This is a genomic window from Mesorhizobium sp. B2-1-3 (genome assembly GCF_006442495.1).
GTDB lineage: Bacteria > Pseudomonadota > Alphaproteobacteria > Rhizobiales > Rhizobiaceae > Mesorhizobium.
This window is the reverse complement of the sequence record NZ_VFWL01000029.1, coordinates 19,551-41,374: the sequence shown is the minus strand read 5'-3', so window position 1 is coordinate 41,374 and position 21,824 is coordinate 19,551. Positions and strand designations below refer to the sequence as shown.

Annotated in this window: 41 protein-coding genes; 18 read left to right on the top strand and 23 right to left on the bottom strand. The window is 59.2% G+C overall.

Going from position 1 to position 21,824, the window contains the following annotated elements:
• Window positions 1-163 precede the first annotated feature (163 nt).
• From FJ973_RS29860 to FJ973_RS29775, 21 genes are all read right to left on the bottom strand, one after another.
• Window positions 164-376: a hypothetical protein gene (locus FJ973_RS29860; RefSeq protein ID WP_140558857.1), complete on the bottom strand. Its 213-nt coding sequence runs from the start codon at window positions 374-376 to the stop codon at window positions 164-166.
• Window positions 373-1,191 carry a site-specific integrase gene (locus FJ973_RS29855; RefSeq protein WP_181170992.1) on the bottom strand — a complete coding sequence of 273 codons (819 nt, stop codon included), beginning with the start codon at window positions 1,189-1,191 and terminating at the stop codon, window positions 373-375. The genes FJ973_RS29860 and FJ973_RS29855 overlap by 4 nt, the downstream gene beginning before the upstream one ends.
• On the bottom strand, window positions 1,191-1,607 hold the full coding sequence (locus FJ973_RS31105) for a hypothetical protein (protein ID WP_181170991.1): 417 nt from the start codon (window positions 1,605-1,607) through the stop codon (window positions 1,191-1,193). Before FJ973_RS31105 ends, FJ973_RS29855 begins: the two co-directional genes overlap by 1 nt.
• Window positions 1,604-1,909 (bottom strand): ASCH domain-containing protein, encoded by a 306-nt coding sequence (locus FJ973_RS29850; RefSeq protein ID WP_140558855.1) that lies wholly within the window; start codon window positions 1,907-1,909, stop codon window positions 1,604-1,606. The genes FJ973_RS31105 and FJ973_RS29850 overlap by 4 nt, the downstream gene beginning before the upstream one ends.
• Window positions 1,906-2,352, bottom strand: coding sequence for a hypothetical protein (locus FJ973_RS29845; RefSeq protein ID WP_140558854.1), 447 nt, complete (start codon window positions 2,350-2,352; stop codon window positions 1,906-1,908). Before FJ973_RS29845 ends, FJ973_RS29850 begins: the two co-directional genes overlap by 4 nt.
• Window positions 2,349-3,245 carry a hypothetical protein gene (locus FJ973_RS29840; protein ID WP_140558853.1) on the bottom strand — a complete coding sequence of 299 codons (897 nt, stop codon included), beginning with the start codon at window positions 3,243-3,245 and terminating at the stop codon, window positions 2,349-2,351. Before FJ973_RS29840 ends, FJ973_RS29845 begins: the two co-directional genes overlap by 4 nt.
• Window positions 3,242-3,724 carry a hypothetical protein gene (locus FJ973_RS29835; protein ID WP_140558852.1) on the bottom strand — a complete coding sequence of 161 codons (483 nt, stop codon included), beginning with the start codon at window positions 3,722-3,724 and terminating at the stop codon, window positions 3,242-3,244. The genes FJ973_RS29840 and FJ973_RS29835 overlap by 4 nt, the downstream gene beginning before the upstream one ends.
• Window positions 3,721-4,173, bottom strand: coding sequence for a hypothetical protein (locus tag FJ973_RS29830; RefSeq protein WP_246675978.1), 453 nt, complete (start codon window positions 4,171-4,173; stop codon window positions 3,721-3,723). The genes FJ973_RS29835 and FJ973_RS29830 overlap by 4 nt, the downstream gene beginning before the upstream one ends.
• Window positions 4,170-4,523, bottom strand: a complete 354-nt coding sequence (locus FJ973_RS29825; protein ID WP_246675979.1) for an HNH endonuclease signature motif containing protein — start codon at window positions 4,521-4,523, stop codon at window positions 4,170-4,172. The genes FJ973_RS29830 and FJ973_RS29825 overlap by 4 nt, the downstream gene beginning before the upstream one ends.
• 20 nt (window positions 4,524-4,543) lie before the next feature.
• A complete protein-coding gene (locus FJ973_RS29820) occupies window positions 4,544-5,173 on the bottom strand; it encodes a J domain-containing protein (protein ID WP_140558850.1) in 630 nt (209 codons plus the stop codon).
• A 169-nt stretch (window positions 5,174-5,342) separates the two neighbouring features.
• A complete protein-coding gene (locus FJ973_RS29815) occupies window positions 5,343-5,843 on the bottom strand; it encodes a hypothetical protein (RefSeq protein ID WP_140558849.1) in 501 nt (166 codons plus the stop codon).
• Window positions 5,840-6,373: an HNH endonuclease gene (locus FJ973_RS29810; protein ID WP_181170990.1), complete on the bottom strand. Its 534-nt coding sequence runs from the start codon at window positions 6,371-6,373 to the stop codon at window positions 5,840-5,842. The genes FJ973_RS29815 and FJ973_RS29810 overlap by 4 nt, the downstream gene beginning before the upstream one ends.
• Window positions 6,374-6,419: 46 nt before the next feature.
• On the bottom strand, window positions 6,420-7,301 hold the full coding sequence (locus tag FJ973_RS29805) for a hypothetical protein (protein ID WP_140558847.1): 882 nt from the start codon (window positions 7,299-7,301) through the stop codon (window positions 6,420-6,422).
• Window positions 7,298-7,609 (bottom strand): hypothetical protein, encoded by a 312-nt coding sequence (locus FJ973_RS29800; RefSeq protein WP_140558846.1) that lies wholly within the window; start codon window positions 7,607-7,609, stop codon window positions 7,298-7,300. The genes FJ973_RS29805 and FJ973_RS29800 overlap by 4 nt, the downstream gene beginning before the upstream one ends.
• Window positions 7,606-7,782, bottom strand: coding sequence for a hypothetical protein (locus tag FJ973_RS31100; protein WP_181170989.1), 177 nt, complete (start codon window positions 7,780-7,782; stop codon window positions 7,606-7,608). Before FJ973_RS31100 ends, FJ973_RS29800 begins: the two co-directional genes overlap by 4 nt.
• Entirely contained in the window at window positions 7,782-7,952 is a 171-nt protein-coding gene (locus FJ973_RS31095; RefSeq protein ID WP_181170988.1) for a hypothetical protein, read from the bottom strand. Before FJ973_RS31095 ends, FJ973_RS31100 begins: the two co-directional genes overlap by 1 nt.
• Complete coding sequence (locus FJ973_RS29795) at window positions 7,952-8,317, bottom strand: hypothetical protein (protein ID WP_140558845.1); 366 nt, start codon at window positions 8,315-8,317, stop codon at window positions 7,952-7,954. Before FJ973_RS29795 ends, FJ973_RS31095 begins: the two co-directional genes overlap by 1 nt.
• Window positions 8,314-8,547: a hypothetical protein gene (locus FJ973_RS29790; protein WP_140558844.1), complete on the bottom strand. Its 234-nt coding sequence runs from the start codon at window positions 8,545-8,547 to the stop codon at window positions 8,314-8,316. Before FJ973_RS29790 ends, FJ973_RS29795 begins: the two co-directional genes overlap by 4 nt.
• 54 nt (window positions 8,548-8,601) lie before the next feature.
• Window positions 8,602-8,922 carry a hypothetical protein gene (locus FJ973_RS29785; RefSeq protein ID WP_140558843.1) on the bottom strand — a complete coding sequence of 107 codons (321 nt, stop codon included), beginning with the start codon at window positions 8,920-8,922 and terminating at the stop codon, window positions 8,602-8,604.
• Between the two features lie 42 nt (window positions 8,923-8,964).
• The gene (locus tag FJ973_RS29780) at window positions 8,965-9,252 is read right to left on the bottom strand and encodes a hypothetical protein (RefSeq protein ID WP_140558842.1); all 288 of its coding nucleotides are present in this window, start codon (window positions 9,250-9,252) and stop codon (window positions 8,965-8,967) included.
• A 579-nt stretch (window positions 9,253-9,831) separates the two neighbouring features.
• On the bottom strand, window positions 9,832-10,227 hold the full coding sequence (locus FJ973_RS29775) for a hypothetical protein (RefSeq protein ID WP_140558841.1): 396 nt from the start codon (window positions 10,225-10,227) through the stop codon (window positions 9,832-9,834).
• Between the two features lie 126 nt (window positions 10,228-10,353).
• On the opposite strand from FJ973_RS29775, the gene FJ973_RS29770 reads away from it, so the two are divergent.
• Window positions 10,354-10,575: a helix-turn-helix transcriptional regulator gene (locus FJ973_RS29770; RefSeq protein WP_140558840.1), complete on the top strand. Its 222-nt coding sequence runs from the start codon at window positions 10,354-10,356 to the stop codon at window positions 10,573-10,575.
• A 2-nt stretch (window positions 10,576-10,577) separates the two neighbouring features.
• Here FJ973_RS29770 and FJ973_RS31180 read toward each other — a convergent pair whose 3' ends face one another.
• Window positions 10,578-10,844, bottom strand: a complete 267-nt coding sequence (locus FJ973_RS31180) for a hypothetical protein (protein ID WP_210240122.1) — start codon at window positions 10,842-10,844, stop codon at window positions 10,578-10,580.
• A gap of 51 nt (window positions 10,845-10,895) precedes the next feature.
• On the opposite strand from FJ973_RS31180, the gene FJ973_RS29765 reads away from it, so the two are divergent.
• Genes FJ973_RS29765 through FJ973_RS31675 form a run of 3 tightly spaced genes read left to right on the top strand, consistent with a single transcriptional unit; the run spans window position 10,896 to window position 12,123 of the window.
• Window positions 10,896-11,501 carry a hypothetical protein gene (locus FJ973_RS29765; protein WP_210240121.1) on the top strand — a complete coding sequence of 202 codons (606 nt, stop codon included), beginning with the start codon at window positions 10,896-10,898 and terminating at the stop codon, window positions 11,499-11,501.
• Entirely contained in the window at window positions 11,498-12,004 is a 507-nt protein-coding gene (locus FJ973_RS29760; RefSeq protein WP_140558838.1) for a DNA N-6-adenine-methyltransferase, read from the top strand. Before FJ973_RS29765 ends, FJ973_RS29760 begins: the two co-directional genes overlap by 4 nt.
• Window positions 12,001-12,123 carry a hypothetical protein gene (locus tag FJ973_RS31675; RefSeq protein ID WP_281407034.1) on the top strand — a complete coding sequence of 41 codons (123 nt, stop codon included), beginning with the start codon at window positions 12,001-12,003 and terminating at the stop codon, window positions 12,121-12,123. Before FJ973_RS29760 ends, FJ973_RS31675 begins: the two co-directional genes overlap by 4 nt.
• A 2-nt stretch (window positions 12,124-12,125) precedes the next feature.
• Here the strand turns inward: FJ973_RS31675 and FJ973_RS29755 are convergent, their stop codons facing one another.
• Entirely contained in the window at window positions 12,126-12,524 is a 399-nt protein-coding gene (locus tag FJ973_RS29755; RefSeq protein WP_140558837.1) for a hypothetical protein, read from the bottom strand.
• A 70-nt stretch (window positions 12,525-12,594) separates the two neighbouring features.
• Between FJ973_RS29755 and FJ973_RS29750 the strand changes: the two genes are divergently transcribed.
• The 14 genes from FJ973_RS29750 (at window position 12,595) to FJ973_RS29690 (ending at window position 21,792) form a co-directional block, all read left to right on the top strand.
• Window positions 12,595-12,978 carry a hypothetical protein gene (locus tag FJ973_RS29750; protein ID WP_140558836.1) on the top strand — a complete coding sequence of 128 codons (384 nt, stop codon included), beginning with the start codon at window positions 12,595-12,597 and terminating at the stop codon, window positions 12,976-12,978.
• Window positions 12,979-13,138: 160 nt separating this feature from the next.
• Window positions 13,139-13,438, top strand: coding sequence for a hypothetical protein (locus FJ973_RS29745; RefSeq protein ID WP_140558835.1), 300 nt, complete (start codon window positions 13,139-13,141; stop codon window positions 13,436-13,438).
• A gap of 19 nt (window positions 13,439-13,457) precedes the next feature.
• On the top strand, window positions 13,458-13,643 hold the full coding sequence (locus FJ973_RS31090) for a hypothetical protein (RefSeq protein WP_181170987.1): 186 nt from the start codon (window positions 13,458-13,460) through the stop codon (window positions 13,641-13,643).
• Window positions 13,640-14,476 (top strand): DNA (cytosine-5-)-methyltransferase, encoded by an 837-nt coding sequence (gene dcm / locus FJ973_RS29740; RefSeq protein WP_181170986.1) that lies wholly within the window; start codon window positions 13,640-13,642, stop codon window positions 14,474-14,476. The genes FJ973_RS31090 and dcm overlap by 4 nt, the downstream gene beginning before the upstream one ends.
• Window positions 14,473-14,829, top strand: coding sequence for an endodeoxyribonuclease RusA (locus tag FJ973_RS29735; protein WP_140558833.1), 357 nt, complete (start codon window positions 14,473-14,475; stop codon window positions 14,827-14,829). Before dcm ends, FJ973_RS29735 begins: the two co-directional genes overlap by 4 nt.
• Window positions 14,826-15,221 (top strand): hypothetical protein, encoded by a 396-nt coding sequence (locus tag FJ973_RS29730; RefSeq protein WP_140558832.1) that lies wholly within the window; start codon window positions 14,826-14,828, stop codon window positions 15,219-15,221. Before FJ973_RS29735 ends, FJ973_RS29730 begins: the two co-directional genes overlap by 4 nt.
• 279 nt (window positions 15,222-15,500) lie before the next feature.
• Entirely contained in the window at window positions 15,501-15,980 is a 480-nt protein-coding gene (locus FJ973_RS29725; RefSeq protein ID WP_140558831.1) for a hypothetical protein, read from the top strand.
• 9 nt (window positions 15,981-15,989) lie between these two features.
• A complete protein-coding gene (locus FJ973_RS29720; RefSeq protein ID WP_140558830.1) occupies window positions 15,990-16,565 on the top strand; it encodes a helix-turn-helix domain-containing protein in 576 nt (191 codons plus the stop codon).
• Window positions 16,562-16,798 (top strand): hypothetical protein, encoded by a 237-nt coding sequence (locus FJ973_RS29715; protein WP_140558829.1) that lies wholly within the window; start codon window positions 16,562-16,564, stop codon window positions 16,796-16,798. The genes FJ973_RS29720 and FJ973_RS29715 overlap by 4 nt, the downstream gene beginning before the upstream one ends.
• A complete protein-coding gene (locus tag FJ973_RS29710) occupies window positions 16,795-17,046 on the top strand; it encodes a hypothetical protein (RefSeq protein ID WP_140558828.1) in 252 nt (83 codons plus the stop codon). The genes FJ973_RS29715 and FJ973_RS29710 overlap by 4 nt, the downstream gene beginning before the upstream one ends.
• On the top strand, window positions 17,043-17,621 hold the full coding sequence (locus FJ973_RS29705; RefSeq protein WP_140558827.1) for a transcription termination/antitermination NusG family protein: 579 nt from the start codon (window positions 17,043-17,045) through the stop codon (window positions 17,619-17,621). The genes FJ973_RS29710 and FJ973_RS29705 overlap by 4 nt, the downstream gene beginning before the upstream one ends.
• Window positions 17,622-17,825: 204 nt before the next feature.
• Entirely contained in the window at window positions 17,826-18,176 is a 351-nt protein-coding gene (locus tag FJ973_RS29700) for a helix-turn-helix domain-containing protein (RefSeq protein ID WP_140558826.1), read from the top strand.
• Window positions 18,160-19,701 carry a hypothetical protein gene (locus FJ973_RS29695; RefSeq protein WP_246675977.1) on the top strand — a complete coding sequence of 514 codons (1,542 nt, stop codon included), beginning with the start codon at window positions 18,160-18,162 and terminating at the stop codon, window positions 19,699-19,701. The genes FJ973_RS29700 and FJ973_RS29695 overlap by 17 nt, the downstream gene beginning before the upstream one ends.
• Before the next feature lie 3 nt (window positions 19,702-19,704).
• Window positions 19,705-21,792 carry a portal protein gene (locus FJ973_RS29690; protein ID WP_140558825.1) on the top strand — a complete coding sequence of 696 codons (2,088 nt, stop codon included), beginning with the start codon at window positions 19,705-19,707 and terminating at the stop codon, window positions 21,790-21,792.
• Window positions 21,793-21,824 lie beyond the last annotated feature (32 nt).

Below are 21,824 nucleotides of genomic sequence, written 5' to 3'. Positions count from 1 at the left end.
GTGGTCGGAGTGGAGAGATTCGAACTCCCGACCCTCTGGTCCCAAACCAGATGTCAGCCCGTTTCACTCGTCTCTGTTCCCTGTTTCAGCCTCAGTTTGTTCACTTTCCATTTCGTTAGGCTCTGTTGTTTCCGTGCGCCGCACAGAAATAGACGTGCGCGGCTTAGGCGTACCACTTTCCAACTTTATCCCATGCATTGACGACCGCGCCGTAGCCAAGACCACGGAGCAATGCACACAACACGTCATCAGCCTGGCTATGGGCGACTTCGAGATCGGTGACGGAGGCGAGGGGCTTAAGCGTCTCTAGCGCTTCATCAGCAGTCATTTCCTGCGGCATTGTCCGCCACCTGTCGTATGTTGCCAAATCGCTCATGATGCTCTCCTTGCCGCTATGGCTGTTGACGCCGCCTTCTGGAACTGGGGCGAGTGGTGCCCATACGTACGCTCCAGCATCTCGACTGTCATTCCGAGAAACCCTGCCGCCTGCCATGGCTCGATGCCCGATTGCATGAGCCAAGTTGCCGCCGTGTGGCGTAGAGTATGCGGGATAACCTGTTGATCTAACTTAGCATTTATCCGCGCTGAACGAAAGGATTTCTTCACCGAAACCACCGACGAACCGTTCCAGTTGATGACATGCCGGATGCTCTTGTCGAGCCTTTTCCATCTGCGCATATGGGCCATGAGCCTGTCAGGCAGAGCAACTGGCGGTTGGCGCTTGTTCGTCTGGCGCTGACCGCTCCCGCTGCGGTGCATGATGCCCTGTTCCAGATCCAGCCATCCAGTCTTGATCGACGGGAGCCAGGATAGCCCTAGGATGGCGCCTGACCGCGTTCCTGTGTAAAGGCCTATGAGGATGAATCGGGCAAGGTGCGGCGTCCTGCGGGCGTTCCAGAGCAGTGCTGCGGCCTCATCGCGGGTCAGCCACCTTTCGCGCGCGCGGTGCTTCTGCGGCATCGTAAATGCCGGCACAGGGTCAAGCCCGTATTCCTTGTGGAAATAATTGATCGCAGCCCGGAGCGTTTCCAGCTCATGACGGGCCATTGAGGGTGTAGACCTCGATGCGGTGAAATCCCGGCAGGTCTTGCCCTTGATGTCGGAAACCATCTTGTCAGCCCAAAAATCTGTCAACCCGGTAACATGGTCGGCGATCAGTTTTGGTCGGCTGACAGAGGGCGCGTGTTCCATCACGTAGACGCGGAGGACTTCGGCGATCGAAACGGAATCGGACTTTCCGCCTTTTGCCGGTCGCGCGGTGTGCTTTTGCGCAAGGTACTCAGCGAACCGGTTCTCAGCGCGTGCACGCTCGCTTTCAGTGCAGCCAGTTCGCTTGTCTTTTCCCCCGTCGCGGATGATCCAGACGCTTTGACCTCGGTCTTTTCTGAGGTATAGTCTTGGTGGTTCGGCATGACGCGGCATTTGTCCCTCATCTCGCGTATCGCGGCGGGCGTCGTGTATAGGTTTTTCCCGATCCGCTCGACCGTCAGGTTTCCACGCCTGATTTCCGCGCGCAAGGCGCTTACCGAGATGATCCCCCGCAGAACGACCTTGCTGGCCTCAACCAGGGTTATCGGGTCGGTGTCCATGAGATCGGCCCGGCTCATTCCGCTTTCCCCTCGTTGGGGAGATGGGGGATGTTCACGATGATGGCGTAGACCGTAACCGGGTCAGGGCCGAAATGCGGGTGCGTGATAGTCTTGATCGAGTAGCCGCGCCAAGGGCGCTCGATGCGCCTGTCGAACTCGGTGAGTGTCGGATAGCCCTTGGTCAGGACGATCTTATCAAAGGCGCGCCCGGCAAGACGCTTGCGCCAGTAGGCGATTTCGAGCCGGTACTCTTCGAGCTTTTCGCCGCCCTTGATCGCGTCGAAGTATTCCGCGTTCAGTGGAAGGGTCAGGGTTCTCACTGCTCTCCCTCCCCAGCCTGAGATAGGGAACGGGCGGCGCGGAGATCGCCAAGCCGGATGGCACATTCGCCACCGCGCCAGATAAGCATTTCGTCCGGCATGAACGACTTATCGTCACTGTGGCAGCCCGCCGCCTTACCGAACGGCTCCAGCGATTCCCTCAGCCGAAGGTTGTCGGCATGGATGGAGGCGAGGGCGGCCTTGAGCGACGCAATTTCCGAGACATTGAAATCGCCAATGGGATCGGGCACGTCGTCTTGATGGATCGCCGCCATGTGCCAAGGTTCGATTTCGGCCTCAAGGCGCGCATCGAGTTCGGTGTATCGTCCAGCTTCCGACTTGACGGTGGTATAGCCGCTCTTGTTTGGTCGATAGAAATAGCCGTCCTTTCGGATCAGCCATTCGCATGGGCCTCCCGACTCTATCAGCTTGTCCGCGCTCATGCCTTCTCTCCTTGCTTGGGAGAAGCGAGGGCGGACCTGATGCGAGCCTCGTAATCGGCTTGGCAGGCCGCCTTTGCCTCGTCTAGACTGTCCTTGTCGGCGATGAATGCATAGTGCGGGCCTAGCGCCACATATGCTGGACTATCGCTAGCGGAGCGCTCCTCAATATCATAGACGCCGCATGGCGATGTGGCGCACCACATGTCCGGGAACGAATGCCCCCGAAGGTCGCGCCACTCAAGCGCCTTCACCGCCAGTTCTCCAACAGCGGGGGTGGAAAGGGCTCGGGCCTGCCATGCTGCATGTGCGCAGTTTTCCATGGTGAGCGTAAATGTTGGGTCGGCGGCGTGACCGCTGCTTTTCCACCAAGCTTGGAAAGCTGTCCACTCGGCTTCGGAACGAGTTTCTTCGGCCCTTCGCAGCATATCCTCGAGATCTCCGCCGAACTGCGCATGAGCGGCAAGCACATCCCGCATAGACGGCACCGCTTTGTGCGCCGTATTGAATTTGGCTATTTCGGCGTCAATCAGAACGCGATTTCGAAGTTCTATCAATTCTCGCTGGCACACATCCAAGGCCGCACGCTCGCGCTCCAATAGCGTCGGCTCTCCCTCCCCTGGAGCGGGTAGCGGGGATAGGGATGCGAGGGCTTTGCGAGCGATACGAACTGGCTGGACCGTGCTGCCCGGTGAGTAGTCCGCGATCTCTTGAAGCGCGGCGCGCAACTGAGTGGCCTCAGCTTCCGATTTCGTCACAGCATCGCTTGCTGCCCTCAATGCGTCAACGACATGCGGCGCGTACACCATCTCGTCTGTCACGCCCTTGGCGGCGGGTAGGGATGTGGCGGTCATGCTGGCGAGCTCGTTCTCGTCTTCGTCGTGGGCGTGGGTCACGCGCGTTTCTCCTCGGTATCGGGTAGAGGTGGGGAGGCGAAGATGGGTTCGATGGTGGCGTTATAATCGGACGCCAGCCGGTCGATTTCGTCCCTGGTCCTGCACAGGAACGCAGTGCGGCCATCGACAACTCCACGCCAAGCCACCGGCTTCCTAGCTAGAGAGGCGCGGAGGGCGAGGTAGTCCACGACTTGCCCGGCCTGCTTGCCGAAATTGGCGTCTAGATATTCATGGTCACGCGCGTATCGTTCGCCGCCGAACCATTCGCGTAGAATATCCGTCGTAGTAGTCACCGGCTCCGCTCCATCCAGACAGGGGGAGAGGGCGGCGAGAGCCTTCGGAATGATGTGCGTGGGGCGCCGGTTGATCCAGTCTAGGATTTCGCCGTTCCCGAACACGCCGCGATGATCGGGCTCCCGCAACCATTCCTGCAACTTTTCCAGTTCGGGCAGCAGCGCCGTCTCTCCAACCCTGGTCATGGCTTGGCTCCGGCGCGGGCGATGGCGGCAAACGCGGCTCGCATCTCGTCGGCCAAGTCGCTGTGCGGTAGATCCTTTTCGACCAATGCGGCGGGATCGAACTTTGCAACGATGGCTTGGAGCGCGGCCAGCATAGTCGGCGCGGCGGCTATCAGGCGGGCATCGGCACTGTTGATACCGCGAACATCGTACCTGTAGACGCTCTCGTCTTTCCGTGCAGCGTCGATGCCTATAATAGCCTGGTCACCGACTTCGAATTGAAGCAGATCCTTCGCGTCGATCATGCCGCCGCGTTCTGGCTGGAATCTCGGCTGGGCACCGCGCATGCCCCATCGCACAAAGTCCATGACATATCGGCGCCCGCCGTGAACCGTAGCTAGATAGACATGGTTGCTGTTCGCGTTCCCAAACCACTGCCACGGTCCCGGCGTATGCTTCGCTTCACTCATGACTGCTCCAATCTCTGAAATAGGTTTCGACGGGGAGACGTAGGCAGGGCAGATTTGTCTATCTGCGGGGCCTTGGCGGATTTCTGAAACGCAGGGCCACGAAGCTTGCCGGCGGGCCTGATGGCACCTGACGCCTTGTCTCGCTGCCTGTCAGCCTTGCGTGTGCGGCGGATATCGTCTGCCGTCTTTTCGGCATGGCAGACGCCGCAAAGCACCTGTGCGTTCGCCAGCACCGGTTCGCCGCCCAAGATGTCAGGCAGGATGTGATCGACCTCGCCCTCGCGGGGCTTCAGGACGGCGGTGCATCTCTCGCATTTGCCGGCGGCGCGAGCGAGCGCGGCCTGTTTCACCTTGCGGGGGAACTCGCGCCTCACGACCGCACCGCCTTCAGCGCTTCGTCGCGGGCTGCATTCAGTTCAGCCATGGCGGTATGCGAGCCGCCGGTGTCCGGGTGCGCCTTCTTGGCAGCCAGCCGGAATAAATATTCGATCTCAGTTGCGGTGACAGGAACGTTCGGCGCGATGCCCAGAACTTCACGCCAATGCCGCCGCGCGCCCGGCGCGGGCAGGGCTGTGAAGCCTGCGAACATCTCGGCGACAGAAGACACTCCGTGCCGCTCGATCGCTCTGGTAGCCTCAATATGGGCTGCGATGGCGGCAATGTTCTGCGCTACCTTGGTGTAGGTGTCGCATGGCATGCAGTGCGGCTTGCCTTGAAGCTGGAAATAGAGCGCGACACCGGGGTCCGACGGTTCGGGTTGTCCTGAACGCGGCAGACCATCGAGCCGCGTCTGAAGATTGGTGCTAACGACGGGCAGGATGGCGCCGATCCGGTCGAGTTCGTCTTGCAGTCTGGCAAGCGCATCAGCAACACTCACGCCATGGGTCTGAAGATATCGCCCGTTGCTGCGCTTGATGTTAAAACGACCGTCCCGTCGCGCTGCGGCAGGCTTGCGCACGCGGCCGGCGGGCCACTGGAGCGGGAAGGCTGAAACGCTCACGACCGCACCTCTTCCAAAGCGCGCTCGACCTCGTATTCAAAACATTCCTCGATATCTGAGTTGAGCTTGTCCAACTGACGGGCTTGGAATAGCTCGACATGGGGAGGAGTATCGATACGGTTTGGAAGCCGAACGGCACAAGCTCTACGCCAGATGATCCGGGGAGCGTTCATGCTGCCTCACTCCTAGCGGTCGCACCGCGCTCGACGCCAAGCAGGTCATCCAGAGCTTCGAGGACTTTCGTTTTGCTCTCCTGGAACGCCTTGGCACCCATCGCTTTGACCGACTGGCTCTGCGCGGTGTAGACGCGCACCACAGCCTCACGGACGGTCACGATGGCGTAGTCGTCCATCGGCTTGACGAACGCCGCCACACGCTGCGCTTCTGCCTTGCTGGCGCACACGATTGAACGCTCATCGGCATAGCCGGCGCGGATCAGCAGTTTCTTGCGCAGGACTTCAGCAGTCGGGAACTCCTCCAGCATGCGGTCTGGCAGGTTCGACCACGCATTGCCGAGCGCGGCGAAATAGTGACGATGGCTGTTCGCCGACCTGTCGTGGTGTTCGACTATGGAATAGGTCTCGCCGACGACATAATGCCTATCAGCAAGGATGGGGCGAAGGGGGACGAGCGCGTCACCATCCCAGCGAAAGTGTAGGGGAGGGATCATAACGCCCTCGCAAATTCACCATGCAGAATCTTTGCCTCTGCCTGGTAAGCCTCATGAGCGGCTTCGGCGGTGTCGAAGATGCCGATCTGCCGCCATTCGCCGTTGAACTGGATCGTAGCCCGGAACCTGCCGGTGTTCTTGCTTGGGCTGACGCCTTTGTAGCCCGTGGCGTTATTTCTCTTAGCCCGGGTGTTCGCCCCATTCTGGGCTTTTGACGCCAGACGAAGATTGCTCCAGCGATTATTCATCCCGTCTAAGTCGCGATGGTCAACTCCGGTGGCTGGCCAGTCCCCAGTCACGTAGAGCCACGCAAGACGATGAGCCAAAAAAGGCCAGTCGAATATACGGATCGACCAGTAGGTGACATTTGGACACGTCTTCATCGCGAACCCAGCGACCTTGCCGGAATAGCGCGTGTTCCAGCGCTTTGGGTATTCTTGGCGATGTTTCCAGCGGAAGATGCCAGTCGCCGGATCGTAATTGAGCATTGCCAGTAGCATTGCTTGATCCAAGAAGGGTGCCTTTGCCATTTGAAACTCCCGGCAGGCCGCATTCGCGCGACCCGCCTTCTCGTCGCTATCCGGCGTTGATGGGGTGAACCTTGGCCAACTGGCGCTGCTTGATCGTCGTCGCCAATACCATGCTGTCGGCGTCATCCTGGAACGTTGCGTCGGGGTCGAAGTCGTTCCAGACTTCCTCGATTGATGCGGCGTCCTTGGCGTCGTTCATCGCCTCTTGGAGGCGCTCGAAGTAGTCGCCATAATCAACCGGATCGACTTCGGCGACCGCCTCTACGGTCTCGCCCTCGTTCGTAGTGACAGTGATTGTCTCCGTGGTAGGCGCGGCGATTTGGGCCGGCGGCGGCGGCGGGGCAACAACTTGCGGTTCGGCCAACAGGGTGTCTTGCACTTCCTCCGCAATGCCGAGACCTTTCAAGACATCGGCGAAGCCATCGCGCAGCGCAAAGGCGCGGGCGCGCATCTTCAGCATGCGGTCAGAATAGGTCACCCACGGCGTCGGCTCTCCGTTCTTGCCCTTCTTCCCCCACAGGCCGGCCTGCTTGGCGTCAGTGACGGAGAACTCGCCAAGCTTGGCTTCAGGGTCTCCCTTCCTGACGACGCGACAGAAGGCCTTGCGGGTGTCGCCTTCGCCTTCGAACCATTCCTTGTGCGACGACATCTTGCCGGAAGCCTGGACAAGGCCAAGAGCCCCATCGCCCCAGATCGTCGCGCGGCTGTTGATAACCGCAATCGACTGCAAGGCCGCCATCGGCGTGAAGCCGACCTCCAAGCCGTGCATGATGGCGACCATGGCCTTTTCAGGGGTTTCGAGGCCGCGCGGCGCCATGCCGGCTTTCGTGACAGCTAGGGCGATGCGCCATGCGCCGTCGAAGTCTTGCGGGACAATGGCGCGGACAGCACCGCCGGCATTCAGGGGAGCGGGGACTAGGGCGTTCATGCTGCAATCTCCGGGAAACGTTCGTGTTGATGCCAGTATTGGTAATCGGCATAGGGAATCGGGAACTTGGCGCAGTAGGGCCAAATCCGGTCGGGGTCGGTCGGCGCGCCGCCAAGTTCCGCCTTCAATTCGCCGGCTTCGTCACGCCAGATAGCGCAAGCGACCCACGGGCGTTTGATAGCTGCCAGTTGCTTGTTTGCGCCGCGCCGGTCACGGAGCTTGAAGTATCCGCACTCAGGGTCGGAATGGACTGGCGCAGGCTCACCGGAAACAGCTGCTGACCACCATCCGAAATCGGCGGCACTCATGCGGCGATTCCTTCTGGTTGAAGTGCTTGTCTGTCTGCATCTGCGCGCCTGACAATCCGTTCGGCTTCATCGGCATCGACGCCTGCGGTGAGCAGGAGAAGCTTCTCCCATGCCATGCGCTGGGCTCTGGACAGGTCGATCAGGGACAGTTCTGATATGAGGTCGAGGGGCATCAGGCGGCTTCCTTCGATGCGGTGTGGTCGATGCCCCACCGGATGATCTGGCAGATTTGCTCATTGATGCTCACGCCACGTTCGGCGGCTCGCTTCTCAACCCAGGCGAATTCGACTGGCGTAAGTCGCAGAGCGATCTGACGGCGATTACCGACGATGATGCCGACCATCACGCATCCTCCAATTCGCTCTGGAACGTCTCGCGCGCATGCTCACTGGCGTAGAGCGCGTCCGCGATTTTCCGAAAAAGATGGGCTTGGAACGTCCGATCATCGTTCGCAGGCCGGCGGATGAGCAGCACGGCATCGGTGCGCTTCATGATCGACAGGCGGTATCCGTTCCGGGTTTCCTGCTGGCGTTTCTCGCCCCTGATAGCGACGGCCTTGACGTAGAAATCACCATCGCGCGGATCATTGACGGCAAGCTCTGCCGTGCCCCAGAAGGAGCCGAAATGGATGCCGGCCTCTTCGATCTCGATTTCTTCGAAGGGATATTCCAGGCTCCAGTTCGAGGACTGGCAGGCGAGGGCGTTCATTGTGCCGCCCTCAGACGAGCGGCGAGGGCTCCGAAGGTCCATGGACGATCTAGAGCGATGTCTTCCGCGACCCTCCAAAAGGTGGATGCCGAAACCCAATTGCCGATCCCCAACGCCTTGGCGTATTGGGCGCAGGCGCAGTCATCCATGGACATGAACGGATATTTCCTCTCCGCCGGCTGCTTCTCACACCAGTCTGCGAAGGCTTCGATTGTGAGCTGTGGCTTCATTTCCGTTCTCCAGGTCTCATGAGGGAGGGCTGGGCCTTCCTCGGGATGGGGGGGTCAGTCGGCAAACGGCGATGTCACACGATAGAAGAACCGGCCCTCGCCACGGCTTTCGAACTCGAAATGCGAGCGGAAATGGTTTTCCATGGAGGGCTTGGCCCGGTTCTCTTCGCGCCACTGGCTCGCCGGGAGGGCGCACTTGTAGGCGAACTCGCAGCAGACGTTCTTGACGAACTCATCGGGCTTTTCGCTCGTCACCTCGTACTCGTAGAAGCTGTCGCCATAGGCGCACTTCTGGCCGCTGTGGATATTGGTGAAGGTGACGCCATCCACGGTCTTGGTCTGGTTGTCGATGTGAGCGGTGATTATCCAGTCCATCTGTCTGTCTCCAGTGCGGTGTGTCTGGTTGTGGAAGGGGGCTTAGGAGAGCAGGCTGATGACCAGCTTCGGCTGCCAGTGGCTGTCGCTGCGCAGCTTCTTCTTCATGGCGGAAAGGCTGACATTGCAGCGGTGAGCGAGCTGCGCGAGGCGCTCGACGGACATGCTTTCAAACAGGGCCTTGGCTGTCGCTTGATCGGCGACCAGTTCTGCGCGGATGATCTTGGCGCTCTCCTTGTAGGCCGCTGCCTGGGTCGCCTTGTGGTGGTCAATCTGAGCGTCGATGTTGCCGCGAGAGCGAAGCGGGGTGTTCAGAATGCCGTGGTCCATCTGCGTCGTCTCCAGTGCTTGTCTCTGGAAATGACAGTCGCACTTTCTGCCACTGTGCGCAAGAGGGCCAAACGAAAATAGTTGCACAATCTGCCACAAATAAATTGTGCCGTGCGGAATCAGGTGGCATAAAGGGCAAAAGAAAAGCCCGCGTGTCGCGAGACACCGGGCTTGGTTGAAGGCAAATTTCCTTGGCAGGGTTTGGCACCTTCAACAGGCAGTAGTGTTATAACGTTACGTCGCTGCCGTCAATCAAAATCCCGCCAACGGGTTCCCGATCCCTCAAATCGGAACGTGCGGAGACGCCGCTTTCGAGGGCTAACCCGCATAGGGACTGGCATAAGGTAAGACACGCGGGCTTAAGACGGCCCTGAACGCCCCGCAAGGGTGGATAAACGACGAAAGCGGTGAGGTCCGGGCGCAAATGCCCGATCTGCCAGGAGTGCGAGACCCTCAGGAGCCGCCGGGAGCATCCGGCATCCATCTCGGTCGATAATGCGTGTAGTGCCTAAGCTCTGGATACGGAAGCAGACGGGATAGATGTGAGATACCTCACCCTCCGTCTTTGCCTTGCTGTGTCTAATTCCTAGTTCCAGTACGGGGGAGCGTCAATTCGACAATCTGCTTCAACCTTTCGACATCCTCACGGCTGCTTTGCTGCAGTTTTCGCGCAAACCAGTCAATATCAGGATGACGGAAAAGGCCATTGGGATCGGGCAGCCCGGTTTCAACATCGACAATCTCCAGAGCGCCAGCAATACGAGCTTGCATTGGAGTTTGTGGGAGCTGCCCCTTCAGCCATCGATAGACCTGGCTCTTGTCAACGGCCGGCAGAGACGTATCGCCCTCATTGAGGACGCGCAGCAGGTCCATCGGGTCCATCTCGCGAACCTCCAGCCACTCATTTATGTAGTGGCGTCGGTTGGGCTGCTTCCCCTGATGGATCGCGCTGACCGGCCTTTCGGAGCCAGTCATGTGCTTAGGGTTATTCCGGGGTTTCATCATCGTGGCAGATTTTACCAATCAGCCAAAAACCAGTCGCCGGCAAAAAATGCGACGATGAGGCTTTACATTGGTGGCACTTTCTGCCACTGATAGCCAATGAGCGACAAACAGCCCGACAAACAGCCCTTCGCAAAGTTCCGCAAGGAAGCCGGCATGACCCTGGCTGAAGCAGCCGAGCGGTTCAAGGTCGATCGCACGACGATCATCCGTTGGGAGAAGGGTACGCCCATGATCCCGCTGAAGCGACTTGAGGATGCAAAGAAGATCCTGGCGGCGTCGGTGCGGGAACTTCGCCCCGACCTGTTCGAGGTGGCTTGACGCTAATGCGCAACCCTCAGCCTCTCCGCACCGCAACACGCCACGCCCATGGCCTTCATGGTCATCTGCATGGACTGATGGACAGCCGACACCGGCATGATCAGGCGAGCAACGATCACCAGATCGGTCGTCCCGGCATAGTCGTGATGCGACTTCTGCTTGGCGTAGAGGGTGAAGCGGAAATTCCCGTCTCCAAGGTCTTCGGCCTCGGCAAGTCCAGAGCAGAAAACATCGGGGATAATGGCCGGCTCTACGAGCATGATGCCCATGATTGTTGCCTCCCTGCCGGGGTTGTTGATTTTGTTGCCGGCAAGGCAAGCATGCATGCATCGGGTCAGACCACAAGTTACAAATCACGCCAGTATGACCATTCTCAACAATCGCGTGATCAGGATGGTGAACGAACCGTAAATCCCTCAATGTCCCCCGCTCGCAAGCGCCTTGCGCAAATCGCGGATCAGGGCTCGAGCCACGGCATCAGGCAGCACCAGCCGCGCCACGATGCGATGTTCATCCTGGTGCGTGACCCATCCAATCAGACGCACTTCGCCGTCAATTCGCTCGATGTCGATGCCCTCGCAGAAGGCGTCGAGGACAATCGCCGGCTCTACCAGCGGCGGGTCTTTGTCTTCATCGGGCATCTCAACATTCCCCTATCGACCACCAACAAAGGAGAGAGCGATGCGAAGTCCGCACACGACCGTTTCCATTATTCTAATCTGATCGTCGGCCGGCGCCTGGGCGTCAATGCGGGGCAACAGCCGCAGCAAGAAGCCATGAACGACCACGCGCCCCGCGAGAGCGCCGCTGTTGAAATCTCGCATCTCATTCCCCATTCGTTGCCAGGAACCCCCTCCACGGCAACGGATAGCCCGGCGGCGGTCTCCTCCCTGCCGTCGGGTTCCCAGATTTCAGGTGCAGCATGAGCTTTTGGGAGGCTACGGGCCAATCCGACGAATGGTACACGCCGAAGTACATCTTCGATGCGCTTGGATGCCGGTTCGACCTTGATGTGGCTCATCCACAAAGCCAGACCCACGTGCCGTACGACGACATGCTCTATGAGCGTAGCCTCGAATGCAGGTGGCACGGTTTCATCTGGATGAACCCTCCATTTGGCGGCCGCAACTCGATCGCTGCCTGGTTGGCTAAGTTCTTCGAGCATGGAAACGGCATCGCTTTGACGCCAGACCGAACGTCGGCCCCATGGTGGCAGGAAGCAAATCATAAGGCCGACGCCGTCCTTTTCATCGCGGGCAAGGTGAAGTTCGAAAAGCCCGATGGATCCATAGGTAAAAGCCCGTCGAACGGCACAACGCTTTTTGCCGCTGGCCCGAAGGCTGTTTCGGCCCTCATCGCGGCTGATCGCGCCGGCCTTGGTCAGGCCATGTCTCGGTCTTCGCGCCTCTTTTCAAGGGTAGCAGCATGAGCGAGACCTCCAACAGGCTTGCCATTGCGGCAACATCGCCCCTCTCAACAGAGATCCTGAAGACCGTCGCTATCGGCCTGCTGTGGCTCTACGTCATCATGCGAGTGCTGCCGGCATGACCTCATTCCCCATTTCCCCAGCGCACGGCTCGGTTTCCCTCAAGCCCTGTCGTGAACATGTGACGGTTCGAATCTGCGCTGGACGTGGACGGGCGCATCGTCACCTCATCAGGTTCAGTCGAACCAACGCACTCAACCCCGTCCACACCCAATCCGTTGCCACGAAACACCTCCCCGTTGGCAACGGTAGACTGCTGACGGCGAGGATCGAGCGCACCCGAACCCAACCCGCTCTTCTCGCCGTCAGCGCCTTTCTCCAGTGGGGACGCACTGGATTTGTGAATTTCTGCCGGGCCTTCAAGGCCGCCGGCAAGCCTTCTTCGTTTCTCCGTGCGCTCCATCAAGACCCTGCAAAGTCGCTGGGCGTCACGGGTGTCCTGTTCGTTCCATTCCACCATCATTCTGCCGGTCCTTTCTCCGGCTTAGTTGCTGCCTCTGACGGACACAGAGGTAGCAAAAGGAAAATCGGAAATGTCCGGAAAGCAGTCGGAGAAATCCAAAATGTCATCCGTTGAGTTTGTTCAACACGCCTTAAGGGAGCGGGTAGCGCCACCCTCTTTCGGGTCAATCAAGGCGCGCATCCGTTACGCCTCCAGAACGTTGGGTTGGTCGGCGAACAGAACCAAAGATGCTTGGTATGCCGATCCCCGCATATCCATCAGCGCCGACGAACTGCGGGAGATAGAGAGGAAAACTGGCCTTCGCTATGCGCAAGAAGAACTCAGAACCAACGACGACCTCATCGCCCACGCCTCCGCTCTCCTGGTGGGCCACGAGGCGGATTTCTATAGCGCGTTCTTTGCTGCGCTCCGCTCGCTGGCTCGCCCTAATCATCGCACCGGAACTGAGGGGTGAATGACCAATGAGCAGGCCTTATGGCGTTCACACCATCGCCAGCATGTATCCCGCCAACTGTTCATCTGGAATGCCAGATGGTTCCTACGTGCGAGCCGTTGCCATGCCTTGGGAGGGTACTAGAGGGAATACACCCTCGCAACCAGAAGGAACAATGACCATGGCAAACCCGAACTATTTGGCCGAAAGCCAAGTGCTTGGCGCCACCGCGACGAAACCTGCAAACGCATTCGATAGTCTCGGCGATGCCGTCAGCAATCTTCGCGACATGCAGAAGATGGCGCAGGCTATCGCGGACAGGCTCACTGGCACCGCGCCGGCTACCGACGCCTCTGGCGCGAAGTTGCAGGAGATCGGCGGTGGAGGCCTGATTGACGGCGTCGAGCGTCAGGCAGCGCTCCTGCGCGAAATCCACGCCGACATCTACGCCAGCTTGCGCCGCATCGAAAACCGGCTCTAGGCAACGGGAGAATACACCCATGAAGCCCGGCACAATCTCCACCACTGACGGGATCTTTGTCCTCGATTCCAGCGGCTTCTACCAGCCCTACACCGAACCAGAGCAGAAATCCTCCGGTCTATGGATGTATGGGGTTCTTGTAATTGCTGTGGGGCTGTTCGGGTGGGCGGCTTATCGCGCTGTGCTGGCTTGGATGGCGGTATGACCAAGCTGCGCGCCATTGATCTCTTCAGCGGTATCGGCGGCTTTACGCTTGGGCTGGAGCGCGCGGGTGGTTTTGAGACGGTGGCCTTCTGCGAAATAAACCCGGAGCGCCGTGCTGACATTCGAAGCATCTGGCCAGGCGTCCCGATTTTCGAAGACGTGCGGACCATACGTGCCGCAGATTTGGGGCGCATTGATGTCATCACCGGCGGGTTCCCTTGCCAAGATATCTCCGTTGCCGGCCGACGAACCGGAATTAGCGGAGAGCGTACAGGTCTGTTTTCTGAGATCATTCGACTTGCTCGCGAGCTACGACCCTACGTCATCATCCTGGAAAACAGCGCAGACTTGCTTACTGGCGACGGGGGAGCTTGGGCTCGACACGTTTTCGGGGAGTTGGCCGCGCTCGGGTACGATATCGAATGGCATGTTATTCCAGCTTCCGGACTTGGTGCCCCGCACGTCAGAGAAAGAGTCTGGATCGTTGCTACCGACGCCAGTAGCGAGTTCCAAGAGGAGCGGCGGCACAAGCTCTATCTTGGACGGCGGGGCACACGCTCGGGCGAAGCTGCGGCGGTTGTTGCCCACCATTACCGTGAACGGGAATTACAATCAGGTTGGGTCTTCACCGACGAACGGGGAGGGGTTGTACACGACCCTGAACAAGCTTGGCCTGAGGTCTGGCACGAAAAGCTGTCATCGCTTCGCAGCATGGATGATGGGGTACCCGCAGGATTGGCTACTGCTGCCGCCCACCGGTTCGGCAACACCGTCGTCCCGCAAATCCCGGAAATCATAGGCCGCGCCATCCTCCAAACGAGGGAGGCGGCATGATAGCCATAGACCTCCCATGGCCGCCACGCGTCTTGCATCCGAACTCACGTGTTCATTGGACGCGAAGGGCGGTGGCGGCAAGGGTAGCTCGCCAGACTGGCGCGTACTGCACGCTTGCGGCAGGGATCAGGCTGAAAGATCCGGACATACCGCAATCGCTGAAAGTCACGGCGATTTTCTCACCGCCAGACGGTCGCCGCAGAGACTTAGACGGCATGCTGAGTTCAGTCAAAAACTATCTCGACGGCATCGCTGACGTGATCGGCATTGACGACAGCAGGTGGCAGATAGCGTTGCGTAAGGAGGCGCCCCGAAAGGGCGGGAGTGTTCGCATCGAACTGGAGGCACAATGAAGGAAGCTCGATTTATCTTAGGCCATGCAGGCGTCAGGTATTGGGAAGACGCGCTCGTCAATGGCGTGGACGACATCGATGGCACGCTTATCTCCGGCCGCCATGGCGACGTATGGCATGTCAAGATCGATCTGCCTACGGGCAAGGTTGTCGATTGGCCGGAAGGAACCGAGGCAGACATTCACTACAAGGTCTGCGATGACGGTGAATACTGGCTGCTCGACGGTGACGGCAACAAAATCGCCTACCGTGAGGGCTATGTCCCCGGCGACTTCCTCTGCCACGGCGACAATGGCTATGGCGACTACATCATCCTGAAGATCGGGCCTGACGGGCAGATTGCGGACTACACACGTCCCGAGATCGTGCAGGAAGAATGGTCGCCCGCATGAGCCTAGAGACACGCCACGCCATCCTAGACGCGCTCCTGACTGTTCTGGATGAGGAACACGCCCTCGGCCTCATGGAGCATCGCAAGGCAAAGAAAGCTCCGCTGACGCCATTTGCGGTCAAGATACTGCTCAAGCAGCTACGGCTTAGCCCTGACCCGAATGAGGCAGTGGAGGAAATGATAAATCGCAACTGGACCGGCTTCAAAGCCGACTGGATGCGCAAGCCAGCCAAAACCAGCGGAAGACGCACCGTCTTCGATGTAGCCATGGAAAAATTCAATGGATCAGAAAGCGTATCTGGCAGTGGTCGGGATGTTGAACTCGTTTCCACAGGGCACGGCCAATCCGGATCTAACGATGGGAACCTACGAACAGGTTTTGCAGGGCCTTTCGCCGCAAGCCGTCACTGAAGCCGCGCAAAGGTTCACCATGGGGGATGTCGAAGGCCAATCGAAGACGTTCGCACCATCGATTGCGGAATTCGTCACCGAAGCCCGCAGCAGACAGGAATACATCGACCTGAAAGCCAAGCCGAGACTGCCAGCACCGCGCTATTTCCCCGGCCCGCTCGCGCCCTTCCAGGTCAGGCAGCAGAAGCGCCTAGCAGAGAATGCCCATCTCCCGGTCCTCTTTGAAAACATCTCCTACGACCAATGGCGCAAGATGAGCATCGCAAAGGAAATCCCGGTGGGGGCGAAGTGGATTGCGAGCTCGGGAATTGTTTATGGGCCACCACCGGCCAAATCAGAGGCAGCGTAGGAGTTCACCATGAGCCTCATAGCCTATCCCCCTGTCTTGAACGCGCAACGCATCGTGCCGGTTCACAAGGCCTATGTCGAAGCGAAGCGAGAAAGAATCCGCTCCGCAAAAGGCATCTACACCAAGGAATTCATAGACCAGGCTCGGGAGGCCAGAACTCGCGCGGACGAAGCCAAGGAGCTTGCGGAGAAACAGGAGGCAAGACGGCAGGGAATGCTTACGTTCAGGCGTCAAGCCATGCCGGATTGGGCTCGCCAGATCGTAGAGCATATCTGCGAAAAGCATGGGGTGTGTCCAAGCGAGATGTCGAGCGACAACCGGAAGCATCGCGTTGTCAGGGCTCGCAACGAGGCTATCTACCTGGTCAAGGACCGCAAGCCAATGCTGTCCAGCCCACAGATAGGAAAGTGGTTCGGGAAAGACCACACCTCAATCCTCCACTCACTCGCCAGCTACAGCCACGCAACCGGCGCCAAGTCCCTCGTTGGCTATGACATCGAAGGCGCTCGTGAGCGGAACAGGCGCAAGGCTCACACCAACGGTCGGGACGCTCTCTCCCGCAGAAACCATGGAGCGATAGAATGAGCGAGATACCCAAAGCCCCTGCATGGGTTGGGATCACCTATTTGATCTATAGCTTCATGGTTTGGGGGCTCTGCATCGGCGGTACCGGCTATGCGGTCTTTGTGCTTGGATATTCAGGGTGGTGGTTTGTTCTTGGGTTTTTTCTCGCATCGTGTGGTTACAGCCCTTGGCGCTGGCACTCTATCTGGACCGGGGTGGAGGTTCCAATGAACAAGTTCGGACCATCGTCATGACCACCATCCCCGATGATATCCGCGCTACAGCCCGGAGGATTGCAAAGGAAGCAATCTACAATGGTGGCGTCGATTGGGCCGCCGATGACTTCGCCGAAGCGCTGATGCAGGAGCGTGAGCGATGCGCATCGATCGCGGATGATATCGCCCAGAAGTGGGACATTGGTTCGGATAGGTCGCACGAGTTTGAGGCGTGCTGCCAAATCGCCGCCGCCATCCGCTCTCCAGATAGCGCAGAGAAGCCATGAAGCCGATCGATACAGAAAAGGTTTGGTATGTGGTCCGGACCAATGTCCAGTGTGAGGCCAAGGCGGCAGACAATGTCAGGCTTGCGGGCTTCGATGTCTATTTTCCACGCCAGCGGATCGAAAAGAAGCACCGGCGCAACAATACCTATCTGGTCAAGGAGCGCCCGCTCATGGTGAGCTACATCTTCGTGGGCATGCCGAGGAGCAACAAGCTTCAGCACTTCGGCTTTGTCAGGGCCTGCGAGGGCGTCGAGAAGTTCCTTGAATACCAGGGCAAGCCGATTCCTGTCCCCGGCAAGGATGTGCAGGAGATCTATCTAGCCGAGGTCGATATGCGCTTTGACGATACGCGCGCGGCGCGCATTCATCGCAAGGAAGAGGCAAAGACCATCAAAGCCACGCTCGAAATGAAATATGCGCCGGGCAAGGAGTTCTCGGTGATCGACGGGCCGTTTGCCAGCTTCCATGCCATTGTTGAAGAGGTGACCAAGAGCGGCAACATCAAGGCCATGGTGAGCCTATTCGGGCGCCTGACCACGGTGGAGTTCGAGGCCGGCCAACTCTCTGCCGCATGACACTTGCAATTAACCGAAAATCAGCTAATATCCGCATCAGATGATTTGCCGCTGGCGGACCAATCGGGACAACTCGGCCGGGCACTGACGAGAGTTCATCACTCGTCGCGTCGTTTCCTATCCACTCCCAAAACTATCAGCAGCAGCCCGCCATGAGCGGGCGCTTTGCGTTTGAGGCAACAACCTGAAAAGGATTGCCAGCACATGCCCGCAGGCCGCCCATCTGAATATGTCGAAGCCAACTGCGAAGAGGTCGTGGATCTCGGCAGGCAAGGCAAGAGCGTTGCGCAAATGTGCGCGCATTTCGACATTTCCCGGCAGACAATCGACAACTGGGCTGCGGCTCACCCCGAATTTCTAGAAGCGCTATCGCGAGCGAAGGTCCATGCACAAGCCTGGTGGGAAACCGAGGGCGTAGCTGGCATGACTTCGGACAAGTTCAACGCCGCTGTCTGGAAGAAGTCCATGGAGGCCCGCTTCCGCGACGATTACACGGAGCGCAAGGAAGTTGGCGTGACGATCAATCACGAGGACGCTCTTGGCGAACTTGAGTGATCGGGAACGGTCTGTTCGCCAGCGCCTCAAGAACGAATTCTCGCACTATGCCGAGCGGTGCCTGCACATCCGTGCCAAAGACGGCAAGATAGTTCCGCTCAGCATCAACGAGGCGCAGCGATATCTTCATTCCAGGCTTGAGGACCAGAAGGCCAGGACGGGGAAAGTCCGGGCGCTCGTCCTCAAAGGCAGGCAGCAGGGCATTTCAACATATGTCGGCGGCCGGTTCTATCACCGGGTCACGCACAATAAGGGTCTGCGCTGCTTCATCCTCACCCATGAGCAGGACGCGACCAACAACCTGTTCGGCATGGTGGATCGCTACCACCAGCATTGCCCGCCTCTCGTAAAGCCATCAACCGGCGCGGCGAACGCCAAGGAGTTGTTCTTCGATAGGCTGGAAAGCGGCTACGCCGTCGGTACAGCGGGGGCAAAGGCGACAGGCAGGTCGCAGACGGTCCAGCTCTTCCACGGTTCTGAGGTGGCGTTCTGGCCCAATGCATCCACGCACTTTGCCGGCGTGGTTCAGGCCATCCCGGATCTTCCGGGGACAGAGATCATCCTGGAATCGACCGCTAACGGCATGGGCGGGGAATTCCACGAGCGCTGGCAGCAAGCGGAGGCGGGGGTCGGCGACTACGAAGCCATCTTCATTCCGTGGTTCTGGCAGGCTGAGTATCGGCGTAATGTCCCTGAAGGCTTCGAGCTAAACGACGAGGAGCGCGAATACCGAGCGGCCTACGATCTGGATCTTGAGCAGATGGTCTGGCGCCGCAACAAGATCGCGGAACTGAAAGACCCATTGCTGTTCAAGCAGGAATATCCGGCCACTGCGGCAGAAGCCTTCCAGATGTCGGGGCATGACAGCTATATCCCCGCTTCGTTGATCCTCAAGGCGAGAAAGACTGAGGCCGCCGAAAGTGGCCCGCTTGTTATAGGATACGACCCGAATTGGAAGGGCAAGGACAGGGCGTCCCTTGCCCGTCGCAGGGGCCGCAAGGTCCTCAAGGTGGAAAGCCGCCAAGGCCTTGATACGATGGGCCAGGTTGGCTGGCTCAAGCAGGTTATCGATGCTGAAAAGCCGGCCCGCGTGTTCATTGATGTGGGCGGTGTTGGCGCCGGCGTTTACGACCGTCTTTGCGAAATGGGCTATGGAGACATCGTCGTAGCCATCAACTTCGGTTCGTCGCCTCTGGAGCCACAACCGCTTGACGAGGGCGGCAGGCCAAAGGGCGGGTATCTCAATCGCCGCGCTGAAATGTGGGGAAAGTCCAAGGATTGGCTGGAAGAGCCGGCAGGGGTCGATATCCCCGATTCCGATGCGATCCAAGCCGACGCCTGCGCGCCTGGCTACAAATATGACAGCCTCACAAGGCTGGTCCTCGAAAGCAAAGACGACATCCGCAAGCGCGGTCTGCGGTCCCCTGATGAGTGGGACGCGGTAGCGCTGACTTTTGCAGAACCGGTCGTAGAGCCGAAGCCAAGGCCAGTTGTTCAACATGGGCCTGGCGGCTGGATGGGATGATCGATGGCTAAACCCAAAAAAGGCAGCGAGGACGACGACCTGCTTCGCGCAGCGCTGGAGGATTTCCGGCTCTGCGAGGATGCGGAGAACGACAATCGCACCTCGGCTCTGGAGGACATCCAGTTTTCCCGCCTTGGCATCCAGTGGCCGGCCGATGTCGCAAGGCAGCGCCAGATCGAGGGGCGCCCTTGCCTGACCATCAACAAGCTGCCGACATTCATTCGCCAGGTTGTCAACGACGCCCGGCAGAACAAGCCTTCGATCAAGGTGCATGCGGCTGACAGCGGAGCGGACCCAGCCACGGCCGAGCTGATGAATGGCCTGATCCGCAACATCGAATACACCTCGAACGCTGACACCGCTTACGACACAGCCACGGAATGCGCGGTCACTGGCGGGTTTGGCTATATCCGCGTCGGCATGGACTACGCCTACGACGATGCGTTCGACATGGATATCTGCATCAAGCGGGTGTCCAACCCATTCTCGGTCTATGGCGACCCCAATTCACGCGAAGCCGACAGTTCCGATTGGGACAAGGCCTTTGTCGTGGACCAGATGACCAAGGAGCAGTTCGAGGCGCAGTGGGGCGACAAGGCGCAGGTCGATTGGGACGATTCGGTCTGGAACGAGGTCGGCACGAGCTGGCGTGATGGCAACACCACGACGGTGGCGGAATGGTGGACGCGCGAGGAAACCGAACGTCCTATCGTGCTGCTCTCGGACGGCAGCATCCACGACCTGGAGGACATGCAGTCCGATGATATGCAGTTCCTGCTGCAAGCCGGGCAGGTTCAGGTCGTTCGTCAGCGCACGGCCAAATCCTGCAAGGTCACGCAGCGTTTCATGTCGGGTGCGGAAATCCTCGAAACCCGCGAATGGCCGGGCCGCTATATCCCGATCATCCCGGTTTATGGCGATGAATTCGATGTGGAGGGCAAGCGTTATTTCCGCTCGCTGATCCACAACGCGATCGATGCGCAGCGCATGTTCAATTACTGGCGCACGGCAAGCACCGAGCTTGTTGCTCTGGCTCCCAAGGTGCCGTTCATCGGTGAAGAGGGCGCCTTCGATGTCGATATCCAGCGCTGGAACACGGCCAACACCAAGAGCCATCCGTTTCTTGAGTACAGCAAGGGCAAGCAGCCTCCGCAGAGGCAGCCGCTGGATATGGGCACGGCGGCCGGTGCGCTTCAGGAGGCCTTGAACGCCTCCGACGACATCAAGTCGATCATCGGGCTCTATGACGCCTCTCTCGGGGCTCGCTCGAATGAGACATCGGGCCGCGCCATCATGGCCCGCCAGCGGGAAGGGGATGTTTCGACCTTCCACTTCATCGACAACATGGCCCGCGCCATCCGGCATACCGGGCGCATCCTGATCGATCTCATCCCCAAGGTCTATTCCGGGGAGCGCATCATTCGGGTGATCGGAGAAGACGGCACGCAGGAAGCCAAGCCGATCAACCAGCAATACCAGCAGAAAGACCCCAAGACGGGCCAGCCGATGCAGCAGCCTGTCATGGGGCCGAACGGGCAGCCGGTGCAGGATCAGGCCGGCAACCCGCTGATGCAGCCCATCATGGCTATTCATGACCTTACGGCGGGCAAGTACGACCTGACGGTAACGACTGGCCCGAGCTTCACGTCTCGTCGTGAGGAAGCCGCCGCGTCGATGACGGAAATGGTTCGCGCCTTCCCGGCCGCTGCGCCGATCATTGTTCCAGAACTCGCCAAGAACCTCGATTGGCCCGGCGCTGACAAGATCGCGGAGAAGATGCAGGCCGCTGCCGACGGTCAGGTTCCTCCGCAAGCCCAGCAGCAGATGGAGCAGGGCAAGAAGCAGATTGAACAAATGGCTACCCAGCTTCAGCAGCTCCAGCAGGAAAACCAGCAGTTGAAGGCCGACAAGTCGGACAAGATTGCCGAGATCCAGTCGGACGAAACCGTACAGCTTCGGAAGATCGAGAGCGAAGAGCGCGTCTCCAATCGCAAGATCGTCGCTGACCAAAATGCCGCATTCTACAAGGCACAGGCGTCTGTCGCAGCAGCAGCAGCGAAGCCTCAACCCAATCCCAGGCAGAACGCCTGAAGGATCGGACGCGCCGCCGCATAGGCGCAATC

What these genes read in the sequence shown, in the direction of transcription:
- FJ973_RS29860 (WP_140558857.1), bottom strand. Translation starts at nt 376, where the DNA reads ATGAGCGATTTGGCAACATACGACAGGTGGCGGACAATGCCGCAGGAA.
- FJ973_RS29855 (WP_181170992.1), bottom strand. Translation starts at nt 1,191, where the DNA reads ATGGAACACGCGCCCTCTGTCAGCCGACCAAAACTGATCGCCGACCAT.
- FJ973_RS31105 (WP_181170991.1), bottom strand. Translation starts at nt 1,607, where the DNA reads ATGAGCCGGGCCGATCTCATGGACACCGACCCGATAACCCTGGTTGAG.
- FJ973_RS29845 (WP_140558854.1), bottom strand. Translation starts at nt 2,352, where the DNA reads ATGAGCGCGGACAAGCTGATAGAGTCGGGAGGCCCATGCGAATGGCTG.
- FJ973_RS29835 (WP_140558852.1), bottom strand. Translation starts at nt 3,724, where the DNA reads ATGACCAGGGTTGGAGAGACGGCGCTGCTGCCCGAACTGGAAAAGTTG.
- FJ973_RS29830 (WP_246675978.1), bottom strand. Translation starts at nt 4,173, where the DNA reads ATGAGTGAAGCGAAGCATACGCCGGGACCGTGGCAGTGGTTTGGGAAC.
- FJ973_RS29815 (WP_140558849.1), bottom strand. Translation starts at nt 5,843, where the DNA reads ATGATCCCTCCCCTACACTTTCGCTGGGATGGTGACGCGCTCGTCCCC.
- FJ973_RS29810 (WP_181170990.1), bottom strand. Translation starts at nt 6,373, where the DNA reads ATGGCAAAGGCACCCTTCTTGGATCAAGCAATGCTACTGGCAATGCTC.
- FJ973_RS29805 (WP_140558847.1), bottom strand. Translation starts at nt 7,301, where the DNA reads ATGAACGCCCTAGTCCCCGCTCCCCTGAATGCCGGCGGTGCTGTCCGC.
- FJ973_RS29800 (WP_140558846.1), bottom strand. Translation starts at nt 7,609, where the DNA reads ATGAGTGCCGCCGATTTCGGATGGTGGTCAGCAGCTGTTTCCGGTGAG.
- FJ973_RS31100 (WP_181170989.1), bottom strand. Translation starts at nt 7,782, where the DNA reads ATGCCCCTCGACCTCATATCAGAACTGTCCCTGATCGACCTGTCCAGA.
- FJ973_RS31095 (WP_181170988.1), bottom strand. Translation starts at nt 7,952, where the DNA reads ATGGTCGGCATCATCGTCGGTAATCGCCGTCAGATCGCTCTGCGACTT.
- FJ973_RS29795 (WP_140558845.1), bottom strand. Translation starts at nt 8,317, where the DNA reads ATGAACGCCCTCGCCTGCCAGTCCTCGAACTGGAGCCTGGAATATCCC.
- FJ973_RS29790 (WP_140558844.1), bottom strand. Translation starts at nt 8,547, where the DNA reads ATGAAGCCACAGCTCACAATCGAAGCCTTCGCAGACTGGTGTGAGAAG.
- FJ973_RS29785 (WP_140558843.1), bottom strand. Translation starts at nt 8,922, where the DNA reads ATGGACTGGATAATCACCGCTCACATCGACAACCAGACCAAGACCGTG.
- FJ973_RS29780 (WP_140558842.1), bottom strand. Translation starts at nt 9,252, where the DNA reads ATGGACCACGGCATTCTGAACACCCCGCTTCGCTCTCGCGGCAACATC.
- FJ973_RS29775 (WP_140558841.1), bottom strand. Translation starts at nt 10,227, where the DNA reads ATGACTGGCTCCGAAAGGCCGGTCAGCGCGATCCATCAGGGGAAGCAG.
- FJ973_RS29770 (WP_140558840.1), top strand. Translation starts at nt 10,354, where the DNA reads ATGAGCGACAAACAGCCCGACAAACAGCCCTTCGCAAAGTTCCGCAAG.
- FJ973_RS31180 (WP_210240122.1), bottom strand. Translation starts at nt 10,844, where the DNA reads ATGGGCATCATGCTCGTAGAGCCGGCCATTATCCCCGATGTTTTCTGC.
- FJ973_RS29765 (WP_210240121.1), top strand. Translation starts at nt 10,896, where the DNA reads ATGCATGCATCGGGTCAGACCACAAGTTACAAATCACGCCAGTATGAC.
- FJ973_RS29760 (WP_140558838.1), top strand. Translation starts at nt 11,498, where the DNA reads ATGAGCTTTTGGGAGGCTACGGGCCAATCCGACGAATGGTACACGCCG.
- FJ973_RS31675 (WP_281407034.1), top strand. Translation starts at nt 12,001, where the DNA reads ATGAGCGAGACCTCCAACAGGCTTGCCATTGCGGCAACATCGCCCCTC.
- FJ973_RS29755 (WP_140558837.1), bottom strand. Translation starts at nt 12,524, where the DNA reads ATGATGGTGGAATGGAACGAACAGGACACCCGTGACGCCCAGCGACTT.
- FJ973_RS29750 (WP_140558836.1), top strand. Translation starts at nt 12,595, where the DNA reads ATGTCCGGAAAGCAGTCGGAGAAATCCAAAATGTCATCCGTTGAGTTT.
- FJ973_RS29745 (WP_140558835.1), top strand. Translation starts at nt 13,139, where the DNA reads ATGGCAAACCCGAACTATTTGGCCGAAAGCCAAGTGCTTGGCGCCACC.
- FJ973_RS31090 (WP_181170987.1), top strand. Translation starts at nt 13,458, where the DNA reads ATGAAGCCCGGCACAATCTCCACCACTGACGGGATCTTTGTCCTCGAT.
- dcm (WP_181170986.1), top strand. Translation starts at nt 13,640, where the DNA reads ATGACCAAGCTGCGCGCCATTGATCTCTTCAGCGGTATCGGCGGCTTT.
- FJ973_RS29735 (WP_140558833.1), top strand. Translation starts at nt 14,473, where the DNA reads ATGATAGCCATAGACCTCCCATGGCCGCCACGCGTCTTGCATCCGAAC.
- FJ973_RS29730 (WP_140558832.1), top strand. Translation starts at nt 14,826, where the DNA reads ATGAAGGAAGCTCGATTTATCTTAGGCCATGCAGGCGTCAGGTATTGG.
- FJ973_RS29725 (WP_140558831.1), top strand. Translation starts at nt 15,501, where the DNA reads ATGGATCAGAAAGCGTATCTGGCAGTGGTCGGGATGTTGAACTCGTTT.
- FJ973_RS29720 (WP_140558830.1), top strand. Translation starts at nt 15,990, where the DNA reads ATGAGCCTCATAGCCTATCCCCCTGTCTTGAACGCGCAACGCATCGTG.
- FJ973_RS29715 (WP_140558829.1), top strand. Translation starts at nt 16,562, where the DNA reads ATGAGCGAGATACCCAAAGCCCCTGCATGGGTTGGGATCACCTATTTG.
- FJ973_RS29710 (WP_140558828.1), top strand. Translation starts at nt 16,795, where the DNA reads ATGACCACCATCCCCGATGATATCCGCGCTACAGCCCGGAGGATTGCA.
- FJ973_RS29705 (WP_140558827.1), top strand. Translation starts at nt 17,043, where the DNA reads ATGAAGCCGATCGATACAGAAAAGGTTTGGTATGTGGTCCGGACCAAT.
- FJ973_RS29700 (WP_140558826.1), top strand. Translation starts at nt 17,826, where the DNA reads ATGCCCGCAGGCCGCCCATCTGAATATGTCGAAGCCAACTGCGAAGAG.
- FJ973_RS29690 (WP_140558825.1), top strand. Translation starts at nt 19,705, where the DNA reads ATGGCTAAACCCAAAAAAGGCAGCGAGGACGACGACCTGCTTCGCGCA.